The organism is Mesorhizobium sp. M0140 (genome assembly GCF_040322475.1).
Taxonomy (GTDB): domain Bacteria; phylum Pseudomonadota; class Alphaproteobacteria; order Rhizobiales; family Rhizobiaceae; genus Mesorhizobium.
Map to the genome: position 1 here is coordinate 1 of NZ_JAMYTM010000057.1, position 20,125 is coordinate 20,125.

23 protein-coding genes are annotated in these 20,125 nt (G+C 64.1%); 14 read left to right on the top strand and 9 right to left on the bottom strand.

Features of this window, described 5'->3' with window-relative positions; genetic code table 11:
* Nucleotides 1-113 precede the first annotated feature (113 nt).
* A complete protein-coding gene (locus NKJ37_RS31050; RefSeq protein ID WP_031213674.1) occupies nucleotides 114-482 on the bottom strand; it encodes a YciI family protein in 369 nt (122 codons plus the stop codon).
* 260 nt (nucleotides 483-742) lie between these two features.
* Between NKJ37_RS31050 and NKJ37_RS31055 the strand changes: the two genes are divergently transcribed.
* From NKJ37_RS31055 to NKJ37_RS31065, 3 genes are all read left to right on the top strand, one after another.
* Complete coding sequence (locus tag NKJ37_RS31055; protein ID WP_352758931.1) at nucleotides 743-1,702, top strand: TAXI family TRAP transporter solute-binding subunit; 960 nt, start codon at nucleotides 743-745, stop codon at nucleotides 1,700-1,702.
* Nucleotides 1,703-1,769: 67 nt separating this feature from the next.
* The gene (locus NKJ37_RS31060; protein WP_352443171.1) at nucleotides 1,770-3,872 is read left to right on the top strand and encodes a TRAP transporter permease; all 2,103 of its coding nucleotides are present in this window, start codon (nucleotides 1,770-1,772) and stop codon (nucleotides 3,870-3,872) included.
* Nucleotides 3,869-4,252: a DUF1850 domain-containing protein gene (locus NKJ37_RS31065; protein WP_352443170.1), complete on the top strand. Its 384-nt coding sequence runs from the start codon at nucleotides 3,869-3,871 to the stop codon at nucleotides 4,250-4,252. Before NKJ37_RS31060 ends, NKJ37_RS31065 begins: the two co-directional genes overlap by 4 nt.
* A gap of 181 nt (nucleotides 4,253-4,433) precedes the next feature.
* Here the strand turns inward: NKJ37_RS31065 and NKJ37_RS31070 are convergent, their stop codons facing one another.
* Nucleotides 4,434-4,895: a DCC1-like thiol-disulfide oxidoreductase family protein gene (locus tag NKJ37_RS31070; protein WP_031213673.1), complete on the bottom strand. Its 462-nt coding sequence runs from the start codon at nucleotides 4,893-4,895 to the stop codon at nucleotides 4,434-4,436.
* A 179-nt stretch (nucleotides 4,896-5,074) separates the two neighbouring features.
* A complete protein-coding gene (locus tag NKJ37_RS31075; protein ID WP_023813501.1) occupies nucleotides 5,075-5,215 on the bottom strand; it encodes a hypothetical protein in 141 nt (46 codons plus the stop codon).
* 150 nt (nucleotides 5,216-5,365) lie between these two features.
* Here NKJ37_RS31075 and NKJ37_RS31080 point away from each other — a divergent pair, with 150 nt between their 5' ends.
* The 3 genes from NKJ37_RS31080 (at nucleotide 5,366) to ligD (ending at nucleotide 8,989) form a co-directional block, all read left to right on the top strand.
* On the top strand, nucleotides 5,366-5,530 hold the full coding sequence (locus NKJ37_RS31080) for a hypothetical protein (RefSeq protein WP_164893053.1): 165 nt from the start codon (nucleotides 5,366-5,368) through the stop codon (nucleotides 5,528-5,530).
* Between the two features lie 63 nt (nucleotides 5,531-5,593).
* Complete coding sequence (gene ku / locus NKJ37_RS31085; RefSeq protein WP_128305295.1) at nucleotides 5,594-6,463, top strand: non-homologous end joining protein Ku; 870 nt, start codon at nucleotides 5,594-5,596, stop codon at nucleotides 6,461-6,463.
* 12 nt (nucleotides 6,464-6,475) lie between these two features.
* Complete coding sequence (ligD, locus tag NKJ37_RS31090) at nucleotides 6,476-8,989, top strand: DNA ligase D (RefSeq protein WP_023813498.1); 2,514 nt, start codon at nucleotides 6,476-6,478, stop codon at nucleotides 8,987-8,989.
* A 207-nt stretch (nucleotides 8,990-9,196) separates the two neighbouring features.
* Here the strand turns inward: ligD and NKJ37_RS31095 are convergent, their stop codons facing one another.
* Nucleotides 9,197-9,871, bottom strand: a complete 675-nt coding sequence (locus tag NKJ37_RS31095; protein ID WP_023813497.1) for an ArsR/SmtB family transcription factor — start codon at nucleotides 9,869-9,871, stop codon at nucleotides 9,197-9,199.
* Between the two features lie 68 nt (nucleotides 9,872-9,939).
* Here NKJ37_RS31095 and NKJ37_RS31100 point away from each other — a divergent pair, with 68 nt between their 5' ends.
* The 3 genes from NKJ37_RS31100 (at nucleotide 9,940) to NKJ37_RS31110 (ending at nucleotide 10,890) form a co-directional block, all read left to right on the top strand.
* Complete coding sequence (locus NKJ37_RS31100) at nucleotides 9,940-10,152, top strand: DUF1127 domain-containing protein (RefSeq protein ID WP_023813496.1); 213 nt, start codon at nucleotides 9,940-9,942, stop codon at nucleotides 10,150-10,152.
* A gap of 64 nt (nucleotides 10,153-10,216) precedes the next feature.
* Nucleotides 10,217-10,549, top strand: coding sequence for an NIPSNAP family protein (locus NKJ37_RS31105; RefSeq protein WP_023813495.1), 333 nt, complete (start codon nucleotides 10,217-10,219; stop codon nucleotides 10,547-10,549).
* Nucleotides 10,546-10,890, top strand: a complete 345-nt coding sequence (locus tag NKJ37_RS31110) for an antibiotic biosynthesis monooxygenase family protein (RefSeq protein WP_023813494.1) — start codon at nucleotides 10,546-10,548, stop codon at nucleotides 10,888-10,890. The genes NKJ37_RS31105 and NKJ37_RS31110 overlap by 4 nt, the downstream gene beginning before the upstream one ends.
* Before the next feature lie 160 nt (nucleotides 10,891-11,050).
* Here NKJ37_RS31110 and mbfA read toward each other — a convergent pair whose 3' ends face one another.
* Nucleotides 11,051-12,034, bottom strand: a complete 984-nt coding sequence (mbfA, locus tag NKJ37_RS31115; protein WP_023813493.1) for an iron exporter MbfA — start codon at nucleotides 12,032-12,034, stop codon at nucleotides 11,051-11,053.
* 175 nt (nucleotides 12,035-12,209) lie between these two features.
* Here mbfA and NKJ37_RS31120 point away from each other — a divergent pair, with 175 nt between their 5' ends.
* From NKJ37_RS31120 to NKJ37_RS31130, 3 genes are all read left to right on the top strand, one after another.
* On the top strand, nucleotides 12,210-12,533 hold the full coding sequence (locus NKJ37_RS31120) for a hypothetical protein (RefSeq protein ID WP_023813492.1): 324 nt from the start codon (nucleotides 12,210-12,212) through the stop codon (nucleotides 12,531-12,533).
* Nucleotides 12,534-12,842: 309 nt separating this feature from the next.
* Nucleotides 12,843-13,820, top strand: coding sequence for a threonine/serine dehydratase family protein (locus NKJ37_RS31125; RefSeq protein WP_023813491.1), 978 nt, complete (start codon nucleotides 12,843-12,845; stop codon nucleotides 13,818-13,820).
* A 97-nt stretch (nucleotides 13,821-13,917) separates the two neighbouring features.
* Nucleotides 13,918-14,517 (top strand): DNA-3-methyladenine glycosylase, encoded by a 600-nt coding sequence (locus NKJ37_RS31130; RefSeq protein ID WP_023813490.1) that lies wholly within the window; start codon nucleotides 13,918-13,920, stop codon nucleotides 14,515-14,517.
* 145 nt (nucleotides 14,518-14,662) lie between these two features.
* Here NKJ37_RS31130 and NKJ37_RS31135 read toward each other — a convergent pair whose 3' ends face one another.
* From NKJ37_RS31135 to NKJ37_RS31150, 4 genes are read right to left on the bottom strand one after another with little or no spacing between them, the layout of a single operon-like run.
* Entirely contained in the window at nucleotides 14,663-15,799 is a 1,137-nt protein-coding gene (locus NKJ37_RS31135; protein WP_023813489.1) for an ABC transporter permease, read from the bottom strand.
* A complete protein-coding gene (locus NKJ37_RS31140; protein WP_023813488.1) occupies nucleotides 15,796-16,716 on the bottom strand; it encodes an ABC transporter ATP-binding protein in 921 nt (306 codons plus the stop codon). The genes NKJ37_RS31135 and NKJ37_RS31140 overlap by 4 nt, the downstream gene beginning before the upstream one ends.
* Nucleotides 16,713-17,666: an HlyD family secretion protein gene (locus NKJ37_RS31145; RefSeq protein ID WP_023813487.1), complete on the bottom strand. Its 954-nt coding sequence runs from the start codon at nucleotides 17,664-17,666 to the stop codon at nucleotides 16,713-16,715. The genes NKJ37_RS31140 and NKJ37_RS31145 overlap by 4 nt, the downstream gene beginning before the upstream one ends.
* A gap of 13 nt (nucleotides 17,667-17,679) precedes the next feature.
* On the bottom strand, nucleotides 17,680-18,372 hold the full coding sequence (locus NKJ37_RS31150) for a CerR family C-terminal domain-containing protein (RefSeq protein WP_352443167.1): 693 nt from the start codon (nucleotides 18,370-18,372) through the stop codon (nucleotides 17,680-17,682).
* Between the two features lie 104 nt (nucleotides 18,373-18,476).
* On the opposite strand from NKJ37_RS31150, the gene NKJ37_RS31155 reads away from it, so the two are divergent.
* Entirely contained in the window at nucleotides 18,477-18,950 is a 474-nt protein-coding gene (locus NKJ37_RS31155) for a CYTH domain-containing protein (protein ID WP_352776358.1), read from the top strand.
* Nucleotides 18,947-19,885, top strand: coding sequence for a CHAD domain-containing protein (locus tag NKJ37_RS31160; RefSeq protein ID WP_352443165.1), 939 nt, complete (start codon nucleotides 18,947-18,949; stop codon nucleotides 19,883-19,885). The genes NKJ37_RS31155 and NKJ37_RS31160 overlap by 4 nt, the downstream gene beginning before the upstream one ends.
* Nucleotides 19,886-20,125: the final 240 nt, after the last annotated feature.

Below are 20,125 nucleotides of genomic sequence, written 5' to 3' on the forward strand. Positions count from 1 at the left end.
GGCCCGCCCGGCCGGGGGGGGGCCCGGTCCCCGGCCCCCCGCCGCGCGGTCGCTGGGCCGCGGCCCGCCCGGGGGCCCCCCCCGGGCGATGTCCGGGCGACTGTCCATCACCGTCATTTCTTGGGCATGTAGTCGGCCATTTCCCAGATCGGCCGCAATTCGACCGTGCCGGTGCTGGCTGCCGGACAGCGTGCCGCCCATTCGATGGCTGTATCGATGTCAGCCGCCTCGATCATGTAGAAGCCGGCAAGCTGCTCCTTGGTGTCGGCATAGGGGCCGTCGATCACGTTGGTCTTGCCGTCAGCGATCCGCACCGAGGTGGTGGCCTGGGTCGGGCGCAGCCTTTCGCCAGCCAGCCACGCACCGGATTTCTTCAACGCTTCGGTATAGGCGCCATAGGCCGCGCTCATCTGCTGGGCCTTCTCGATCGGCGTGTTCGCCAATGCGGCTTCGTCGCTATTGATCAAAATCATGTATCGCATGGTCTTCTCCCGTTTTGCGAAGGCCGCGTCCTTGCGAGGCCGGACGTATGTCGCGCGGCAGTGGCCGATTTCGACAGGCTGCTCAAAAAACTTTCGGCCCCGATGGCTTTTTGTGCAAGCCGCCATCTGTTTCCTGATCCCTCAACCGTTCGTCTAACGAGCACAATTGCGGGTTGGCATTTGCGGCTCGCTGTCTAAACTCGCCCCGGTTCGCATCTAGGAGGCGGTGCGGTCGTCGATATTTTCAGGGAGGAGATCCGATGTTCAATTTCAGAACGAAATTCGTTGCAGCCGGCGCCGTGGCGCTCTCGCTTGGCTTGGGCACCATCTCAGCCAGGGCGCAGGAATTCATCAATGTGCTGACCGGCGGCACATCCGGCGTCTATTATCCGCTCGGCGTGGCGCTGTCGGAAATCTACGGCAAGGGCATCGAAGGCGCCCGCACCCAGGTACAGGCGACAAAGGCTTCGGTCGAAAACCTCAATCTGTTGCAGCAAGGCAAGGGCGAGATCGCCTTTGCGCTGGGCGATTCCGTCAAGCTGGCCGCCGAAGGCAATGCCGAGGCCGGTTTCCCTGGCAAGCTCGATAAATTGCGCGGCATCGCCGCCATCTATCCCAATTATATCCAGATCGTCGCCAGCCAGGAGTCCGGCATCAAGACGCTGGCCGACCTCAAGGGCAAGAGCCTGTCGGTCGGCGCGCCTGCGTCCGGCACCGAGCTCAACGCCCGCGCCATCTTCGCCGCCGCCGGGCTGAAATATGAGGATCTCGGCCGGGTCGAGTATCTGCCCTTCGCCGAATCGGTCGAGCTGATCAAGAACCGGCAGCTCGACGCCACGCTGCAATCGGCCGGGCTCGGCGTCGCCTCGATCCGCGACCTCGCCACCTCGGTGCCGATCAATGTCGTGGCGGTGCCGGCCGAGGATGTCGCCAAAATCGGCTCGCCCTATCTTTCGGTGGTCATTCCCAAGGGCACCTATGAGGGCCAGAGCGAGGATGTCGCGACCGCCGCCGTCGGCAATTTCCTCATCACCCGCGCCGATGTCTCCGACGAGACCGCCTACCAGTTGACCAAGCTGATATTCGACCATCTCGACCAGCTTGCCGCGGCGCATGCCGCTGCCAAGGCGATCGACCCGGCCAAGGCGCTCGACGGCATGCCGGTGCCGCTGCACCCCGGTGCCGAGCGTTATTACAAGGAGAAGGGGTTGCTGAAGTAGAGTGGGTGGCTCGGCTATCTGAGATGTACTCGCCAGGCCACAATTCGCTTGTTTTGAAGTGCGTCGGATGAGCGAAATAACCGACGGCAAATCCGCCACCTTCCATCTCCCTGCCGTCGAAGAGCAGGTTGAAGGGCTGCCGCCGGGCTTCGGCGACGGCCTTGCAGGCAAGGCCGCTTTTCTCATCGCTGTCGCCTTTTCCGTGTTCCAGATCTATGTCGCCGCCTATGGCAGCATTCCGAGCCAGGTGGTGCGGGCCATGCATGTCGGCTTCCTGCTGCTGCTCGGCTTCGGCCTGATCGCCAATCTGCGCGCCAAAAGCATGCCGGCCAAAGCCGCGTTCTGGACGCTCGGCGTGCTCGGTTTCGGCACCGGCCTCTACAATTGGGTGTTCTACACCGACCTCATCCGGCGCTCCGGCTTCCTGACCACGCCGGACCTGATCGTCGGCGCTGTGCTGGTGGTGCTGGTCTTCGAGGCGGCGCGGCGGCTGATGGGCCTGCCGCTGGCGGTCATCGCCTTCATCTTTCTCGCTTACTGCTTTTTCGGCAACCATCTGCCGCCGCCGCTCATCCATCGCGGCTATGATTTCGCCCAGCTGGTCGACACCTTCGCCTACGGCACCGAAGGCATCTACGGCACGCCGATCTATGTCTCGGCCGCCTACATCTTCATCTTCGTCGTCTTTGCCGCCTTCCTCGAACGTGCCGGCATGATCGCGCTGTTCAACGATTTCGCGCTGGGCCTTGTCGGCACATGGCGCGGCGGCCCGGCGCAGGTCTGCGTGCTGTCGTCGGCGCTGATGGGCACCATTTCCGGCTCGGGCGTCGCCAATGTGGTGGCCAGCGGCCAGTTCACCATCCCGCTGATGAAGCGCTTCGGCTTCCGCTCGGCCTTTGCCGGCGCCGTCGAGGCGACCTCCTCGATGGGCGGCCAGATCATGCCGCCGGTGATGGGCGCGGTCGCCTTCATCATGGCCGAGACGCTGAACGTGCCTTATGCCGAAGTGGTCAAGGCGGCGATCATCCCGGCGCTGCTCTATTTCGGCGCCTGCTTCTGGCAGGTGCATCTGGAAGCCGGCAAGGCCGGCCTGCACGGCATGGCCAAGGCCGAGCTGCCCAACCCGTGGGACGCGGTGCGGCAACACTGGCCGCTGGTGCTGCCGCTGGCAGCGCTGATCTATCTGCTGTTGGCCGGCTACACGCCGATCTTCGCCGGCACGATGGGCCTGGCGCTGACCATCGTGCTCATCCTCGGCACGCCGCTGGCGGCGGCGATCGGACCGCTCGCCTTCCGCATCGTCTTCTGGATCGCGCTCGGGCTTGCCGCCGCTTCGTTCATGAAGTTCGGCGTCAACCTCCTCGGCCTGGTGATCGCCGCACTGGTCGTCGCCTGCTTCACGTTCAAGGGCGGCCGCGAGACGTTGCAAATCTGCGTCGACTCGCTTGCCGAAGGCGCCAAGAACGCGCTGCCGGTCGGCATTGCCTGCGCCATCGTCGGCATCGTCATCGGCACGCTGACGCTCACCGGCATCGCCTCGACCTTCATCGGCTGGATCATCTCGATCGGCCAGGACAATCTGTTCCTGTCGCTGGTGTTGACCATGGTCACCTGCCTGGTGCTCGGCATGGGCATCCCGACCATCCCCAACTACATCATCACCTCGTCGCTGGCCGGGCCGGCGCTGCTGGAACTCGGCGTGCCGCTGCTGGTCAGCCACATGTTCGTGTTCTATTTCGGCATCATGGCCGATCTGACGCCGCCGGTGGCGCTGGCCGCGTTTGCCGCCGCACCGATGGCTAGGGAAAGCGGCCTCAAGATCGGCATCCAGGCGACCAAGCTCGCCATTGCCGGCTTCGTCGTGCCGTTCATGGCGGTCTATACGCCGGCGCTGATGCTGCAGGACGCCGGGCCAATCGCCGCCCAGTTCGGCTATCCCGTCGAGGTCGCATACATCGTCGCCAAGGCGTGCATGGGCATCGTGTTGTGGGGTGCCGCCGCCGTCGGCTTTCTCGCCCGCCGCATGGCGTTGTGGGAACGGCTCATCGCCTTCGCGGCCGGCGTGCTTCTGGTCGCTGCGGTGCCGCTCACCGACGAGGCCGGCTGGGTGCTGGCGCTGGCCTGGATCGGCTGGCACTATTTTCGCTCACGGCAGGCCGCCAAAGCATGAGCCTGTGCATCCTGGCCGCCGGCAAGACGGTGACGCTCTCCGTTGCCGCCTTCACGCTGTCCTGGACGCATTCGGTGGAACGGACGCGGTGGGAGGAGGACTGGAAGATCACGCCTTCCGGCCTGCAGGTGGTCGAAGCCCGGATCGAGGGTTCGGGTGCCGGCATGGAGCCCCCGGAAGGCGCGGTGCTGCGCGACGGCTGGTGGATCTATGCGCCTGATGTCGGCCCGCAGCGGCGCGTCGTGCTGGCCGCCTCCGGCGCGACCGGTGACGGGTGGACGCTGTGCACGGCTCAGGGCTGCAGGGAGCTCGGCAAGACTGCAGGCAGACCGATCGTGCTTGAGCCATGCGGGCCGGATGGCACCGGCCAACCACGATAACGCGTGATCGGCCTTCTGAGCAGATGAGAAATCTCGCCGGGAACGTGGAAGCGGCTACCCTCGGCAGCTTCGAACAATGTGGGCAGCGATCACAGCCACCTTGGCAACGCAAATGGACAATGCAGCCGCCAGAAGCCGTCGGTGTTAGATGAGACGCTTCACGCGCTGCTCCCCACGTTTTCTAGCCAAGGAACCGTTCCCGCAGCTCGGGTGCGGGGATCTCGCAGCTGTCCTTCCTGCCGAACAGGGCGTAGCGGTTCTTGGCGATGCGATCGTAGAGCCAATCACGCAGCGGGCGCGGCAGCAGCAACAGCGCTTTTGCCGCCCGCCAGGGCCAGCCGAGTTCCGCCATGACGGCGACGAAGCTGTCAAGCCGCGTGAAGGCGACGCCGTCGATCAGGACGAGATTGGTTTCGTAAGAGTCCGTGCGCAGTCCATGCCTCCGGAACAGCGTTTCACCGAAGGGCGACTGCGCCGTGGCGAAGCGGAAACGGCCTTGGCGGTCGAGCCTGACCACCATGCGCACGAAGCCGGAACAGAGCACGCAGACGCCATCGAAAACGATCAATGGATAGCGTGCGTCGAGAGTTGTTCCGGAGGGACGGTTTGACTTGGGTCGACTGGGTTGGGAATGGTCGGTCAAGCTGGCCTCGGCTGCTCGTGTCCTACGACACTAAGCCGGCCAGCGTCGGTATCAAAGCCGTGGCGATGTCGCACGGCGCCTGTCGGCGAGAGCGGGACGCTCGGCGCGATAGGTGGTGGCGCGGGTAGAGGCGGCGGGCCTGCAGATCCGGCTGTCGTGGCGATTTTCGAAAGCCATGATCAGTGCGCGCCCAGCGAGTTGCCGCGACGGGCGCAGGCCGGGCCGGGGCCGCGCATGTAATAGCGCTCGGGCCGATAAGTCGGCGCGATGAATTCGCGGATTGCGGCGGCATAGCCGATGAGGTGCGCGAGGAAGTTCATTACCCTGGTCCCTGTCCCGATTTTCGGATGTCCCTTCCGAATTGCGGTCATCATAGCGTCGAGGCGTGAATAGTCGGTGAACGTGATGTTAATATCTGGTCGAAAATGCCTCGCTTCGTGGCTGGAATGCGGCTGATTCGGGGTCTTTCGGTGCAGTTGGTCGGCATTCCGGTCAATGTGACTTTTGCATCACATATGTTTCGTTTGAATGTCGCCCGTGCGCGGTTCTGTTTCAACTTTTGCCGCGCTCGCGAAATTTCCGTGCTGGCGGCCAGAACGCCACGGGTGGCCCTCGGCATCCAGATCGGCGCGTGAGCGCGGAACTGGAGCGCGGTCTGTCCGTTCTCACCTTCATCTCGTTCTGGAAGGGAAGAGCTCATGGCGCCGCGTCCGGCCTGGAAGGGCTATCTGAAGCTATCGCTGGTCACCTGTGCCGTCGAACTGACCAATGTCGTCACCCACACGGAGCGGGTCTCGTTTCGCATTCTCAACCGCAAGACCGGCAACACGGTGAAGCGGCTCTATGTCGATGCCGAAACCGGCAAGCCGCTGGAGGAGGATGAGGAGGTCAAGGGCTATGAACTCGACGATGGCGATTTCATCCATATCGAGGAGGACGAGATCGAGGCGGTACAGATCGAATCCTCGCACACGATGGCGCTGGACGGTTTCGTCGACAAAGCTTCGATCCAGCAGATCTATCTCGATACTCCCTATTATGTCGCCCCGGCCGACAAGGTGTCGGAAGAGGCGTTCGCCGTCATCCGGGATGCGATGGCGGGCAAGAAGATGGCCGGGTTGGCGCGTATCGTGCTCTACCGACGCGAACGGCCGGTGGTTATCGAGCCGCTCGGCAAAGGGATGGTGCTGACGACCTTGCGCTACGACAACACGGTGCGCCAACCGGAAACCGTGTTCGGCGACATCGAGTCCGTGAAGACCGATCAGGAGATGACCGACCTCGCCGAGTTGATCATCGACAAGAAGAAGACGAAGTTCGACCCCTCGAAATTCGACGACAAATACGAGGAGGCGCTGCTGGAGCTGATCCGCGCCAAGAAGGCCGGCCACAGGGCGCCGAAGGCCAAAGCGGCGCCCAAACCTTCCAATGTCGTCAATCTGTTCGACGCGCTGAAGAAGAGCCTGTCGGACTCCGGGTCATCGAAAAAGCCTTCGTCGGCGAAAGCCAAGCCGGCGGCCAAACGCGCCAAGCCGAAAGGCAGCGCGCCCAAACGCAAATCGGCCTGAGGAACCCAACGGATGGCCAGCCTCGAACAATATCATTCCAAGCGCGATTTCAAGAAGACCGCCGAACCGGCCGGCAAGGTTGCCCTGGCCAAGAAGGGCGAGGCCGGCGGCATCTTCGTCATCCACAAGCATGCCGCGACGCGGCTGCATTACGACCTGCGGCTTGAGCATGACGGCGTGCTGTGGAGCTGGGCGGTGACGCGCGGCCCGAGCCTCGACCCGCATGAGAAGCGGCTCGCCGTGCATGTCGAGGACCACCCGATCGACTATGCGCCGTTCGAGGGCACCATTCCCAAGGGCGAATATGGCGGCGGTTCGGTCATCGTTTGGGACGAGGGCACCTGGACCCCCGAGATCGACCCGGCCAAGGCGATGAAGAAGGGCCATATCAGCTTTGAGCTTGAGGGCCACAAGCTGCATGGGGCATGGCATCTGGTGCGGCTGAAGCCGCGTGCGGGTGAAAAACGCGACAACTGGCTGCTGATCAAGTCGGACGATGCCGCAGCGCGTCCTGGCGAGGACATCCTCAAGGAAGCGCCAGAATCGGTGAAGTCCGGCCTGACCATCGAGGAGGTCGGCGAGGGCAAGTCCGCAAAGGGTGAGAAGCCGAAAGTATGGCATTCCAACAAGCCGGCCGCCGGCAAAGCGAAACCCGGCAAACGCCTCGACTTCATCGAGCCGCAGCTGGCCACGCTGGAGCGCGATGCACCGCCGGGCAAGGACTGGCTGCATGAGGTGAAGTTCGACGGCTACCGCATGCAGGCGCAGATCGCCGGCACCGATGTGCGGCTGCTGACCCGGACCGGCCTCGACTGGACAAAGAAATTCGGCAGCGAGATCGTCGCGGAGCTGGCCGGGCTGAAGTGCAGCGACGCCATCATCGATGGCGAGGTGGTCGTGCTCGCCGACAGCGGCGTCTCGTCTTTCGCGCTGCTGCAGCAGGACCTGTCGGCGAAGCGGACGCATCGGTTCGTCTATTACGTGTTCGACCTGATGCGCCTCGACGGAAGGGATTTGCGCCGCGAGCCGCTGGTCGAGCGCAAGCAGGCCTTGCAGGAGCTGCTCGGCGAACAGTCCGACAATCCCGCGGCCCGCTTCAGCGACCATTTCTCCGAACCTGGCAAGATCATGCTGGAGCATGCCTGCCGCATGGGCCTGGAAGGCGTCGTCTCAAAGCGTGCCGATGCCCCCTATCGCAGCGGCCGAGGCCCGACCTGGGTGAAGTCGAAATGCACGGCGCGGCAGGAATTCGTCATCGGCGGCTATCTGCCGTCGGACAAGACCGGGCGCGGATTGCGCTCGATCCTCGTCGGCTTCCATGAGGGCGGCAAGCTGCATTATGCCGGCCGCGTCGGCACCGGTTTTTCGGGCAAGGGCGCCAATGAGCTGAAGGCAAAACTCGATGCATTGACGGCAAAAACATCGCCCTTCTCCGCCGCCGTGCCGAAGGGAAAGGGCCTGGTCTGGGTCAAGCCCGAGCTTGTCGGCGAAGTGGAGTTTCGCAGCTGGACCTCGGACCGTATAATACGCCACGCCTCGTTCCAGGGATTGCGCGAGGACAAGGCGGCGGAGGAAGTCGTGCAGGAAAAGCCCAAAGCGTCGACAGGCAAGCCATCGACAGGCGAGAGCACGGCCAAGCCGGCACCGGGTGGCAAAGCCGCTAGATCGATGACGACCACGGTAAAACTCTCGCATCCCGACAAGCTGCTGTGGCCGGACGAAAACATCTCCAAGCGGGGCCTGCTGGACCATTACGCGCAGGTTTGGCCGCGCATGGAACAGTTTGTCGTCAACCGGCCGCTCAGCTTGGTGCGGGCGCCGGACGGTGTCGGTGGCCAACGTTTCTTCCAGAAACATGCCTCGGCCGGCATGAGCGACAAGATCGCCCGCATGAAGGACCCTAGTGACGGCGAGGAGATCCTGTACATCCGGGATTTCGATGGTGTTGCCGCACTGGTCCAGTATGGCGTGGTCGAGATCCACATTTGGGGGTGCACGATCGATGAGATCGAAAAGCCCGACCAGATCATCTTCGATCTCGATCCCGATGAAGGTGTCGACGTGAAGGCGGTCCGCGAGGCGGCACTCGATATCAGGGGCAAGCTCGACGAGCTGTCGCTGCCGAACTTCGTCAAGACGTCGGGCGGCAAGGGCTTTCACGTCATGGTGCCGCTGAGACCAGCGGCGGATTGGGAGGAGGTCAAAACCTTCGCCCATGATTTCGCCAGGGCGCTGGAGCAGGGTGCCCCCGACCGCTACACGGCGACGCTGTCGAAAAAAGCGCGCACCGGAAAGATCTTCGTCGACTATCTGCGCAACGGCAGGGGCTCGACGACGGTCGCGCCCTATTCGTCGCGCGCCAAGAAGGGCGCCACCGTGTCGATGCCGGTGACCTGGCCAGAGATCGAGGCCGGCTTGGCGCCGAACGCTTTCCCGATCGGCGACAAGACGACGCTGAAGCAATTGGCGAAAGCCGATCCGTGGAAGGAGTTTTTCAAGCAGGGGAAGGTGTTGAAGCGGGGGTAGAGTTCGCCGCAATTTGCCAACGCAGCGATCCTTCGCGTACCCCCCTCTGGCCTGCCGGCCATCTCCTCCTCAAGGGGGAGATTATGCGCTCCACCGCTTTCGCCAACTATCAACGCTGTAAGGTGAGCGAAACGATGAAACTGCCAATCTCCCCCAAGAGGGGGAGATGCCCGGCAGGGCAGAGGGGGGCGTTGTCCCGCCGACGTCTCACGTCAAAAACACCCTCTCAAACGCCTGCCTACCCGGCGGCGAGAAGATCACCGCGCGGCTGTCCTTCTCGCGGCGCGCCCATTTCTCGGCAAGGATCTTGTCGAGGATGGCGGCGCCCAGTGTGCCGGCGAGGTGTGAGCGCCGCACGCTCCAGTCGAGGCAAGCGCGGCACACCGGCCGTCGCGGCTTGGTGTAGACGTCGATGCCTATCGCTGCGAAATGCGATGCGGCCGAAGGACCGAGCCTGATCTCCTGTTCGTCGCGGACCAGCACGTTTTTGGCGACGAGCCGATCGAGCATCGTCACCGCCTGCTCGCCAGCGAGGTGATCGTAGCAGACGCGCGCCACGCGCATGGCGCCATCGCGCGGACCCGGGCGCACACGCTTTGGACCGACGGCTTCCGCGACACCTGTGATGGCTTCGATCATGCCCGCCACCTGCGGTCCGGCGAGGCCGTAATAGCGATGCCGGCCCTGGCTCGCCACCGTGAGCAGCCCACCTTCCATCAGTTTGCCCAGGTGCGAGCTGGCGGTCGGCAGCGAGACGCCGGCCTCGAGCGCCAGCTCGCTCGCCGTCAGCGCCGTGCCGCCCATCAGGGCATTCAGCATGTTTGCCCGTGCCGGGTCGCCGACCAGGCTGGCGATGCGGGCGATGTCTGGTCCTTCGCGCATGGTTCGTTCCTCATCGAAGCATCCTTGTCAGATAATCACTATTCTCAGGTGAGATCAAGGAGACGACGATGGCCGCACGAACCGCTTTCCCCTCGGCGCTCCCCAGCCGACAATCGTTCCCGTTCGTCACCTGGTTGCGTTCGCGGCTGCTGGCCCGCTGGTATGACCGTCATCTGCAGCGCCTCGACCTTGCCGAGATCGACGATCATCAGCTGCGCGATCTTGGCCTTACACGGCAAGACGTGCGCCGCGAATGCGCGAAATCCTTCTGGCAGCCCTAGCAGGTCGGGCGGCAGGACGTTTCGATGCGGCTCGAACTATTGACGCAATCCCGAGGAGACCACAATGACCATCACTTGCTTCATCCGCTATGAGATCGACCCGTTCGGCAAGGCGGCCTTCGAGGAGTACGCCCGCAACTGGGGCCAGGCCATTCCACGCTGCGGCGCCGATTTGATCGGTTATTACGCGCCTCATGAAGGCTCGGCGACAACGGCCTATGCCGCCTACAACATCGACAGCCTGGCGGCCTATGAGGCCTACCGCGCGCGACTTGCCGCCCATCCCGCCGGCAAGGCAAACTACGAGTTTGCCAAGCGTGAAAGATTCATCCTCAAGGAGGACCGCATGTTCCTGAAGCACGTCTCGGGCCCGCACGCGAAACTGGTGCTGCCGTGATTGCCGTCATCTTCGAGGTCGAGCCGGCGGCGGGCAGGCGCGATGCATATCTGAGCATCGCCGCCGATCTGCGGCCGCTGCTCGACGGCATCGACGGCTTTCTGTCGATCGAGCGCTTCCAGAGCCTGGCCGATCCGAACCGCGTCCTGTCGCTGTCGTTCTGGCGCGACGAGGAAGCGGTCAAGGCCTGGCGCAGCACCGAAGAACACCGGCAGGCGCAGCAGGCCGGTCGTGGCGGCATCTTTGCCGGCTACCGACTGCGCATCGCCCATGTGGTGAGGGATTATGGGCTGACGGAGAGGGACGAGGCGCCTAGGGATAGCCGGGCGGTGAATGGGTGAGTGGTAGCCGATCGCCGCGCCGTCGCCCCCTCATCCGGCCGCTTCGCGGCCACCTTCTCCCCCAGGGGAGAAGAGTTGGCGCCGGCGCTGGTAGTCTCCTCTCCCCTCGGGGAGAGGTCAGCCGAGCGAAGCGGAGGCTGGGTGAGGGGGCGCTTTGCGGTTACGCATTCCCGATCAGCACGCCGGCCGCGAACACCAGGGCGCCGCCCAGCACCACCTGGAAGGCGGCACGCAGGAAGGGCGTCTGCATGTAGCGGTTCTGGACAAAAGCGATCGCCCACAGTTCGAAGAACACCACCACTGCAGCGACACCCGTCGCCGTCCAGAAGCTCGGAATGAGATAGGGGAGCGCGTGTCCGAGACCGCCCAACGTCGTCATGATGCCGACGGTCAAACCGCGCTTGATCGGCGAGCCGCGGCCCGACAGCTTGCCGTCGTCGGAAGCGACCTCGGTGAAGCCCATCGAAATGCCGGCGCCGATCGAGGCGGCAAGCCCAACCAACAGCGTCTGCCAGGTGTCATGCGTGGCGAAGGCGGCGGCAAAGATCGGCGCCAGAGTGGACACCGATCCGTCCATCAGCCCGGCCAGCCCTGGTTGCACATAGGTGAGGATGAACTGGCGCTGCTCGGCGGCGGTCTCTTCATCCTTCACTTCGCCCGGCACATGTTTCTGCTCCAGACGCTGCGCCAGGGTCTCATGGCCCAGTTCGGCCACCGCCAGATCGTCGAGCAGTTTTCGCGTCGAGGCATCCGCCGTGCGCTTGGCCGCCTCGACATAGAAAAGGTAGGCTTGCCGCTCCATCGCCTCGGCCTGGCTGCGGACGTGCTCGATGCCGAGCGGCCGGACCAGCCAGTCGGGCTTGCGCTCGTAATAGCCCTTCACATGTTCGCGCCGGATCAGCGGTATGCGCTCGCCGAACCGTTTGCGGAACAGCTCGATCAGCGCATCGCGATGGCCATCCTCTTCCTCGGCCATCTCCTCGAACACTTTTGCCGATTGCGGGAAGTTTTCCGTCAGGCCGTCGGCATAGGCGCGGTAGATGCGTCCGTCATCCTCCTCGGAGGAAATGGCCAGCGCCAGGATCTCCTGTTCGGAGAGCGATTCGAAGGGGCGGCGGCCGAAGCCGAAAACACGGGAAAGCATGAGGAATTCACCCTAGTTTAGAATAGTTCTAAACTAGGGTTTTGAACGCCTTCGGTCAATTGCGCGCTGGGTCGCGGTCAAGAATTGTTGAAGCCCCGCGCCCGCGGTGACCCTTCATTATCAGTGAATGTTCACCTATATTGCTGGACTCAAGCCAAGAACAAGGAACCGGCAGATGACGGCAAAACAGCCTCCGCACCCCTATGATCCCAAGCCCGTTCTCGATCTCATCGCCAGCATCGAGGCCGACCTGCAACGCCTGAAGGGGCTGGTCGAGCAGCAGGTCGAGAAATTCGATCCCGCCAACCCGCACAACAAGGCGCCGGACGGCAAACTGACCGAGGAGGGCGTCGAGTGCTGCTACCGCATGTTCGACGAGGGCAAGTCGCGCTATTCGGTCGCCCAGCAGATGAAGATCTCGTTTGCCGCCGCCAGCCACCGGTTCAACAACTGGCGCAAGCTGGGTGGGGGCAAGAGGCAGAGGACTTTGCTCGGATAAGTAGGGAGTTAACTGCCCATCTCGGCGCCGCCCCTCATTGCCCTGCCGGGCATTTCTCCCCGTAGAACGGGGAGAAAGACGCCGGCCGCAACCTCGGCACTCTTCCTGCAACGCTAGTGATTGGCGAAACCGTTGATGAAGGCCCCTCTCCCCGTCACTATACGGGGAGAGGATGCCGGCAGGCAGGTGAGGGGCGGCGCAAGCGCCGTTCATGACCCGCCAAACTTTGTAACGGTCACATTTTTTCATTGGTGCGCCGCCTCCCTTTGCGGGCATCATGAAGGGCAACATGTTTCCGCAGGACCCGCCATGACCACCCCTCCCGGCATCGCCGACATCCACGCCGCCGCCGCGCGTCTCTCCGGCCTGATCGTCGAAACCCCGTTGCTCGAATCGCAGGAGCTGAACAAGCGCTTCGGCGGCCGCATCCTGTTCAAGCCGGAGACGCTGCAGCGTACCGGCTCGTTCAAATTCCGCGGCGCCTACAACAAGCTGTCGTCGCTCGGCGAGGCGGAACGCAGCCAAGGTGTCGTCGCTTTCTCGTCGGGCAATCATGCGCAAGGCGTCGCCGCTTCGGCCGCGATGTTCGGCGTCAGGGCGGTGATCGCCATGCCTTCGGACGCGCCGGCGATGAAGATCGCCAACGTGCGCAAGATGGGCGCGGAGGTGGTCCCGTTCGACCGCTTTCGCGACGACCGCATGACCGTGATCCGTCCTTACATGGAGAGAGGCATGGTGCTGGTGCCGCCTTTCGACGATCCGGCCATCATTGCCGGCCAGGGCACGATCGGCCTCGAATTGATGCGCCAGGCAAAAACACTTGGCGTCGACCTCGACGCGGTGGTCGTTCCCTGCGGCGGCGGCGGCCTGACCAGCGGCATTTCGATTGCGGTCAAAGACGCCTCGCCTGACACCGCGGTCTGGGCTGTGGAGCCCGAGCATTTCGACGACACCCGCCGGTCGCTGGCCGCCGGTGCCAGGGTTTCGAACGAGCCCGGCTACGCCTCGATCTGCGACGCGCTGCTAACCGCCGAGCCTGGCGTGATCACCTTCGAGATCAACCGCAGGAACCTCACCGGTGGCATCGCCGTCTCGGACCAGGCGGCGGCTCAGGCGATGCGCGACGCCATGGCTTATCTCAAGCTGGTGGTCGAGCCCGGCGGCTGCGTGGCGCTGGCAGCACTGTCATCGGGCGAGATCGAACTGTCGGGCAAATGCGTTGCCGTGGTGCTGTCCGGCGGCAATGTCGATTTCGGCACTTATGCCGGGATCATGGCGGCTGCTTGAGACGGCGATGTCTAAGGGGATCTGATATGGAGTATCTGGCGACAGGCTCCGCCTTGGATCACTCCTCGCCCGCCGCCAAATCGTCGCCGCGCTGAGCATGATCATCTACCGCCCGCTCACGCGTTCCGAGCTGCCCGACGATACGGCATCCCTTGCCCGCACCCTCATCGGCAAGATCGTGGTGCGCGAACTGCCCGAAGGCATCGCCAGCGGCCGCATCGTCGAGACCGAGGCCTATGTGACCGGTGACGCCGCCGGACACGGTTACCGGGGGATGACCCCGCGCAACCGTTCGCTGTTTCTCGACGCTGGGCATGCCTATGTCTATCTCTCCTACGGCATCTCCTACATGCTCAATGTCTCGAGCGAGATGCCAGGGGTCGGAACCGGCGTGCTGATCAGGGCGCTCGAGCCGCTCGAGGGCATTGCGATCATGCGGGTCAATCGCGGCACCGAGCGCCTGCGCGACCTGGCGCGAGGACCGGGAAGGCTGGCCCAGGCGTTGCGGATCGATCGTTCGCTCGACGGGCTCGATCTTTGCCGCAAAGGCCAGCTATGGCTGGCACGCGATAGTGACGAGGCCGGCGAAATCGGACAGAGCGTCAGGATCGGCATTTCGAAGGATGCGGACCGCCTGCTGCGATTCTATGTCAAGGGAAGCGTGTTTGTCAGCGGCCCGAAATCGCTCAACGGTTAGTGGCAGTTACAAACCATGGAGATTGGCGGAAGCATTTCTCCCTTCGTCATCCACGGGCGGAGCAAGGAGCGAAGCGACGCAGCGCAGACCATAGGATGACGACGCCGCAAAGGCTGGTACCAAAACTGTGGAGGTCGTGCGGCGCCTAATCCAGCGTGCGCCTGAACCTTACCAGTGCCACGCCGGCAAACAAGGCCACGAACACCACCAGCCAGCCGATCTCGTCTGCCACCGCCGGCAGTTCGGCGCCCTTCAGCATCACGGCGCGGGTGATGCGCAGGAAATGCGTCAGCGGGAAGATCTCGCCGAAGATTTGCGCCCAGTCCGGCATGCCGCGATAGGGGAACATAAAACCCGACAGCATGATCGACGGCAGGAAGAAGAAGAAGGTCAGTTGCAGGGCCTGCATCTGCGTGCGGGCGATGGTCGAAATCGTATAGCCGAGCAGCACCAGCGCCAGCACGAAGATCAGCACGGCGGTCAGGAGCAGCGACATCGATCCGGTGAAGGGGATGGCGAACAGAAGCTTCGCCGCCGCCAGCACCACCACCATCTGCACGCCGCCGACCGCCAGATAGGGCAGCACCTTGCCCATCATGATCTCGAGCGGGCTGGACGGCATCGCCAGCAGGTTTTCCATCGTGCCGCGCTCGGTCTCGCGCGTCAGCGCGATCGAGGTCATCATCACCATGGTCATCTGCAGGATGACGCCGAGCAGGCCGGGCACGATGTTGTATTGCGAGATGCCTTCGGGATTGTAGCGCCGGTGTACGACGACATCGAGCTGACCCTTGGCGGCCTCGGCGGCGGCTTCCTGCGTGCCTTGCGCCCTCAGCAGCGCCTGACTGGCGACGGTGCCGAGCGTCGAGATGGCGCCGCTGGCCACCGCCGGGTCGGTGGCGTCCGCCTCGATGAGTATCTGCGGGTTGTTGCCGCTCTCCACCCTCCTGGCAAAATCGGCGGGGATGGTGACGACGAAGGCGACGTCGCCGCGCGATATCAGGAACTCGGCCTCGGCGGCACTTTGTGCGACATGGTCGAAACGGTAGTAGCCGGTGGTCTGCAGCGCCGCGACAATGGCACGCGTGTAGGGATCGTTGCTCGTCGCCACGAGTGCTGCCGGCAGGCTTTTCGGATCGTTGTTGATGGCGTAGCCGAAAAGCACCAACTGTATCAGCGGGACGCCCAGCATCATGGCGAAGGTGATGCGGTCGCGCCGCATCTGGATGAATTCCTTGATCAGCAGCGCGCCAAGCCGGGCGAAGGAAAAGACGCTGTTCATGCCATGTTGTCCTTCGAGCCGGACATGAACTGGATGAAGACGTCCTCGAGGCTGGTTTCGCCGGGCGAAACTTTCACGCCCTTGTGCTCTCTCTCGACATCGGCGAGCGCGGCTTCGAGCTTCTTCTTGTCAGAGCCGACGACATGCAGCGTCGCGCCGAACGGCGCCACCTGGTCGACGCCGGCGCGGCCCTGCAGCGCTTCGGCGATCTGATCGAGCCGCGGGCCCTGGAGGACGAAAGTGGTCAACCCGGCATTTTTCACCACTTCGGCGACAGTGCCGGTGGCCAGCATCTTGCCATAGGAGATGTAGCTGATGCGGTGGCAGCGCTCGGCTTCGTCCATGTAGTGGGTGGAGACCAGCACGGTCAGCCCGCCGCTGGCGAGGCGATGGATCTCGTCCCAGAACTCGCGCCGAGCCTTCGGGTCGACACCGGCCGTAGGCTCGTCGAGCAGCAGCAATTTCGGCTTGTGCATGATGCAGGCGGCCAGCGCCAGCCGCTGCTTCCAGCCGCCCGACAAGGTGCCGGCCAGCTGGTTGCGGCGCGACGTCAGGCCGAGGTCCTCCAACGTGCGCGCCACATGCTCTTCGACCGGCTTCAGCCGGTAGAGCCGCGCGACGAATTCGAGATTCTCGCCGATCGTCAGATCCTCGTAGAAGGAGAATTTCTGCGTCATGTAGCCGACTTCGCGCTTGATGCGCAGGCTCTCGGTGCGGATGTTGAAGCCGAGCACCGTGCCTTCGCCTTCGTCCGGCGTCAGCAGACCGCACATGATGCGGATGGTGGTGGTCTTGCCCGAGCCGTTGGGGCCGAGAAAGCCGACGATCTCGCCCTCGGCGACCGACATCGTCACATGATCGACGACGGTCTTGTCGCCAAAACGCTTGACCAAGCCATGGACGTCGATGGCGTTCATCTTGCGCTGTCCGCCAGATCGACATCGACGATCTGGCCCGGTTGCAGCGGGCCGGCATCGCCCTCCGGCCGCGCCTCGACGAGGTAGACCAGCTTTTGCCGGTTCTCCAGGGAGTAGATCACCGGCGGGGTGAACTCGGGATCCGGCGAGACATAGCTGACGCGCGCCTTCACATCCGGGCCGCAGCCGTCGCAATGGACGCCGAGCAAGGTGCCGACCTTGACCGAGGAGAAAGCGCTCTCTGGAATGTAGACGCTGAGCTTCACCGCGCCGTCGGGCAGGATCGAGATGACCGGCGCGGTCGGACCTGATGTGTCGCCCGGATTGCGGATGACATCGTTGACGCGGCCCGGCGAAGGCGCCGCCAGCACCCGTTTCGACAGCCGCCACTGCGCCTGCTCCAACGCGGCCTGCGCCTGCTTGACCTGATTGTCGGCGGCCTTGATCGTTTCGGGCCGTGCCGGCAGGCCGCCGACGGCGAGATTGGCATTGGCCTGGCCGACCTGCGCATTGGCCGTCTCGAGCGTGGCCGACGCGGTGTCGAAATCGGCCTGCGTGCCGGCGCCGCGCTTGAACAGATCGGCGGCGCGGTCGTATTTGCGCTTGGCGTCGGCGGCCTGGGCGCTGGCCATGTCGACCTCGGCCTTCAGCACGGCGATCTCTTCCGGCCGCTTGCCGATCTGCAGGTCGGCCAACTGCGCCTGGGCCTGGGCAAGGCCGGCCTGCGCCTGCGCAACCGCGATCTTGGCATCGGCACTTTCCAGCGTCACCACGGTCGTGCCAGGCACCACACGGTCGCCGCGCTTCACCGTGACGGTCTCGACCTGCGCCACCTCGATCGGCGCCAGCAGCACATAGTCGCCTTCGACATAGCCGACGGCCAGCGGGGCAGCCGGGGCACAGGCCGAGAAGAGCTGCGCGGCGAGCGGCAGCGAACACAGAAAGCTCATGGTCTTTGCCCCTTCATGCTTTGCTCTTTCTGAAAGCCAATATGGCCTTGAGATTACCCGATGTGACCGCCACCACCTTGGCCGCCTCGGCGGCGCCGATGTCTTTCCAGCCCATGCGGCGCATCACCGCCTCGCGGCCGATGCGGAAATAGATGACCTGGCCAATCAGCGTGAACACGGTGAGCCTTGTGGCCTCGCTTTCGGCGGGCTCGCCGGTCGCCTGTTCCCAGAGCTGGCACAGCCGGCGATGCGTCGGCTCGAAGACGCCGTCATAGATGCGGTCGAGGGCTGCCGTCGGATGCGAAAGCTCACGCAACAGGAACTGCACGATCTCGCCGGCCTGCGGGCTGGCCACGACAAAGCCGACCATCCGCTCCAGCGCCGCGAAGAGCAGCGTTTGCGCCGCCTCCGGATTGGCTGGTCCCGGCGCAGGCGCCTGTACATTGCCGAGCGCCTGGCCGGCTACACCCTGGATGGTCTCCACGATAAAGTCGGCGGCAGCGGCGCGAAGACCCTCCTTGCCACCGAAATGGTAGGCGATCGAGCCGATATTGGCCCGCGCCTCGGCGGCGATCTCGCGCGTCGAGGTGCCGTCAAACCCCTGACTCCCGAACAGTTTCAGCGCCGCGCGGACAAGCGCCGCACGCGTCATCTCGGCGGGAGATGCTTCGCGGCGAAGGTTTTTGGCATCGGGCTGCTCGATCATCTCGCGAGTTTAATCAATCGATTGATTAAAGTCAATTCACGAACGTCGATCCGTGTATGTCACCGTCTTGCCATGGGCAGCGGCAACCGCTTTAGTGCGCGGCCATGGGCAAGGAAGTCGAACGAAAATTCCTGGTCACCAGCACCGCATGGCGGGAGTTGGCCGAGGCCAATATCCGCATTCTTCAGTTCTATCTCGCTGCCGGCCCCGAGCGCACGGTGCGCATTCGCATCAGCGATGGCACTTCCGCCAGGCTGACGCTCAAATTCGGCAGCAAGGCGCGCGAACGCGACGAATTCGAATATTCGATCCCGCTGTCGGAGGCGGTGGAGATGCTGGACTTCGCCATCGGACGTGTCATCGAGAAGACACGTCACCATGTTAGGCACCGTGGCTATCTCTACGAAATCGATGTCTTTGGCGGTCCGCTTGCGGGACTTGTGATCGCCGAACTTGAGACGCCGGAGGACGTGCCGGACGATATGCTGCCTGACTGGCTCGGCCGCGAAGTCACCGGCGAGTCAAAGTTCTACAACGCGTCGCTCGCCCTTGGGGGGATACCGGAGATCGCCGCATGAGCTTTCGTATCGATCCGCGCCTGCCGCTGACCGGCGAGGTCAGGCGTATCCTTGCCGAGGAAATCGGCAAGGCGCTGCATCACCTTGACGCCGCACGGAGCCGGCCGGAACAGGCGCTGCACAAATGCCGCAAACGGCTGAAGAGCGCCCGCGCCCTGCTGCGGCTTGTTCGTTCCGGCGACGAAACGTTCTGTGAGACCGAGAACCAGTGCTATCGCAATGTGGCCGGCCTGCTTGCCGGTCCGCGCGAGGCGACTGCGCTGATCGAGACCATCGACCGGCTGGCGGCGAGCTTTCCCAAGGAGAGCGCCGACGATGGGCTTACTGCTGCGCGCGACAGGCTGATCGCGCGCCAGCATGAACTGCACGAAGGCAGCGGGCTCGAAGCGGCGATCGGCGCGGCGACCGCCGCTTGCGAGGATGGCCTCAAACGCATCGAAGCGCTGGCCTTGCCCGACCAGCCGGAACAGGCGGCCGACGTGCTTGCCGAAGGTGCCCGCGTCACGCTGCGCCGTGCCAGGAAGGCGCTCGACAAGGCCGGATCGCGGGGCGCGGCCGATGATTTCCACGATTTGCGCAAGGCCGCCAAGACCCACGGCATGCATCTGTCGCTGCTCGGCAGGCTGTGGCCGACACCGATCAAGGCCCGGCGCAAGGCGGTCGACGAACTGGGCGAGCGGCTGGGCGACCTGCACGATGTGCTGGTGATGCGCGCCCTGCTCGAGGCCGACGACCAGCCGCTCGGGCTGCCCGAGGACACGAAACTTCTGGGCAAGCTGTTGAAACGGTCGGAGAAGCAGCTGAAGAAGAGCTGCCTGGCTGAGGCGGCCGAACTGTTCGGCGACAGTCCCAAACGCTCGACACGCAAACTGGCCCGCAAGGCGCGCGACGATCTGGCTGCGCCGCCGGAAGAGGCCGCTGCGACGGCAAGCTGACTTGGCGCCTTTCCTCTCCCTCCGGAGGGGGGAGAGGTGGCGCTGCAAAGCAGCGACGGAGTGGGGGAAGCCATTCGTCAAACGCGCCGCCGCCTGCAAGACAGGCACAAACCCCGCGAGCAAGGTCGACCCCCACTCCGTCGAGCTTCGCTCGACACCTTGTATCTACACGAGAGAGATTTCGTGGGATTAGAGCGATTGAGCCAAGGTCCGGGCGGCCGCCCGGACCTTGGCTTGGCG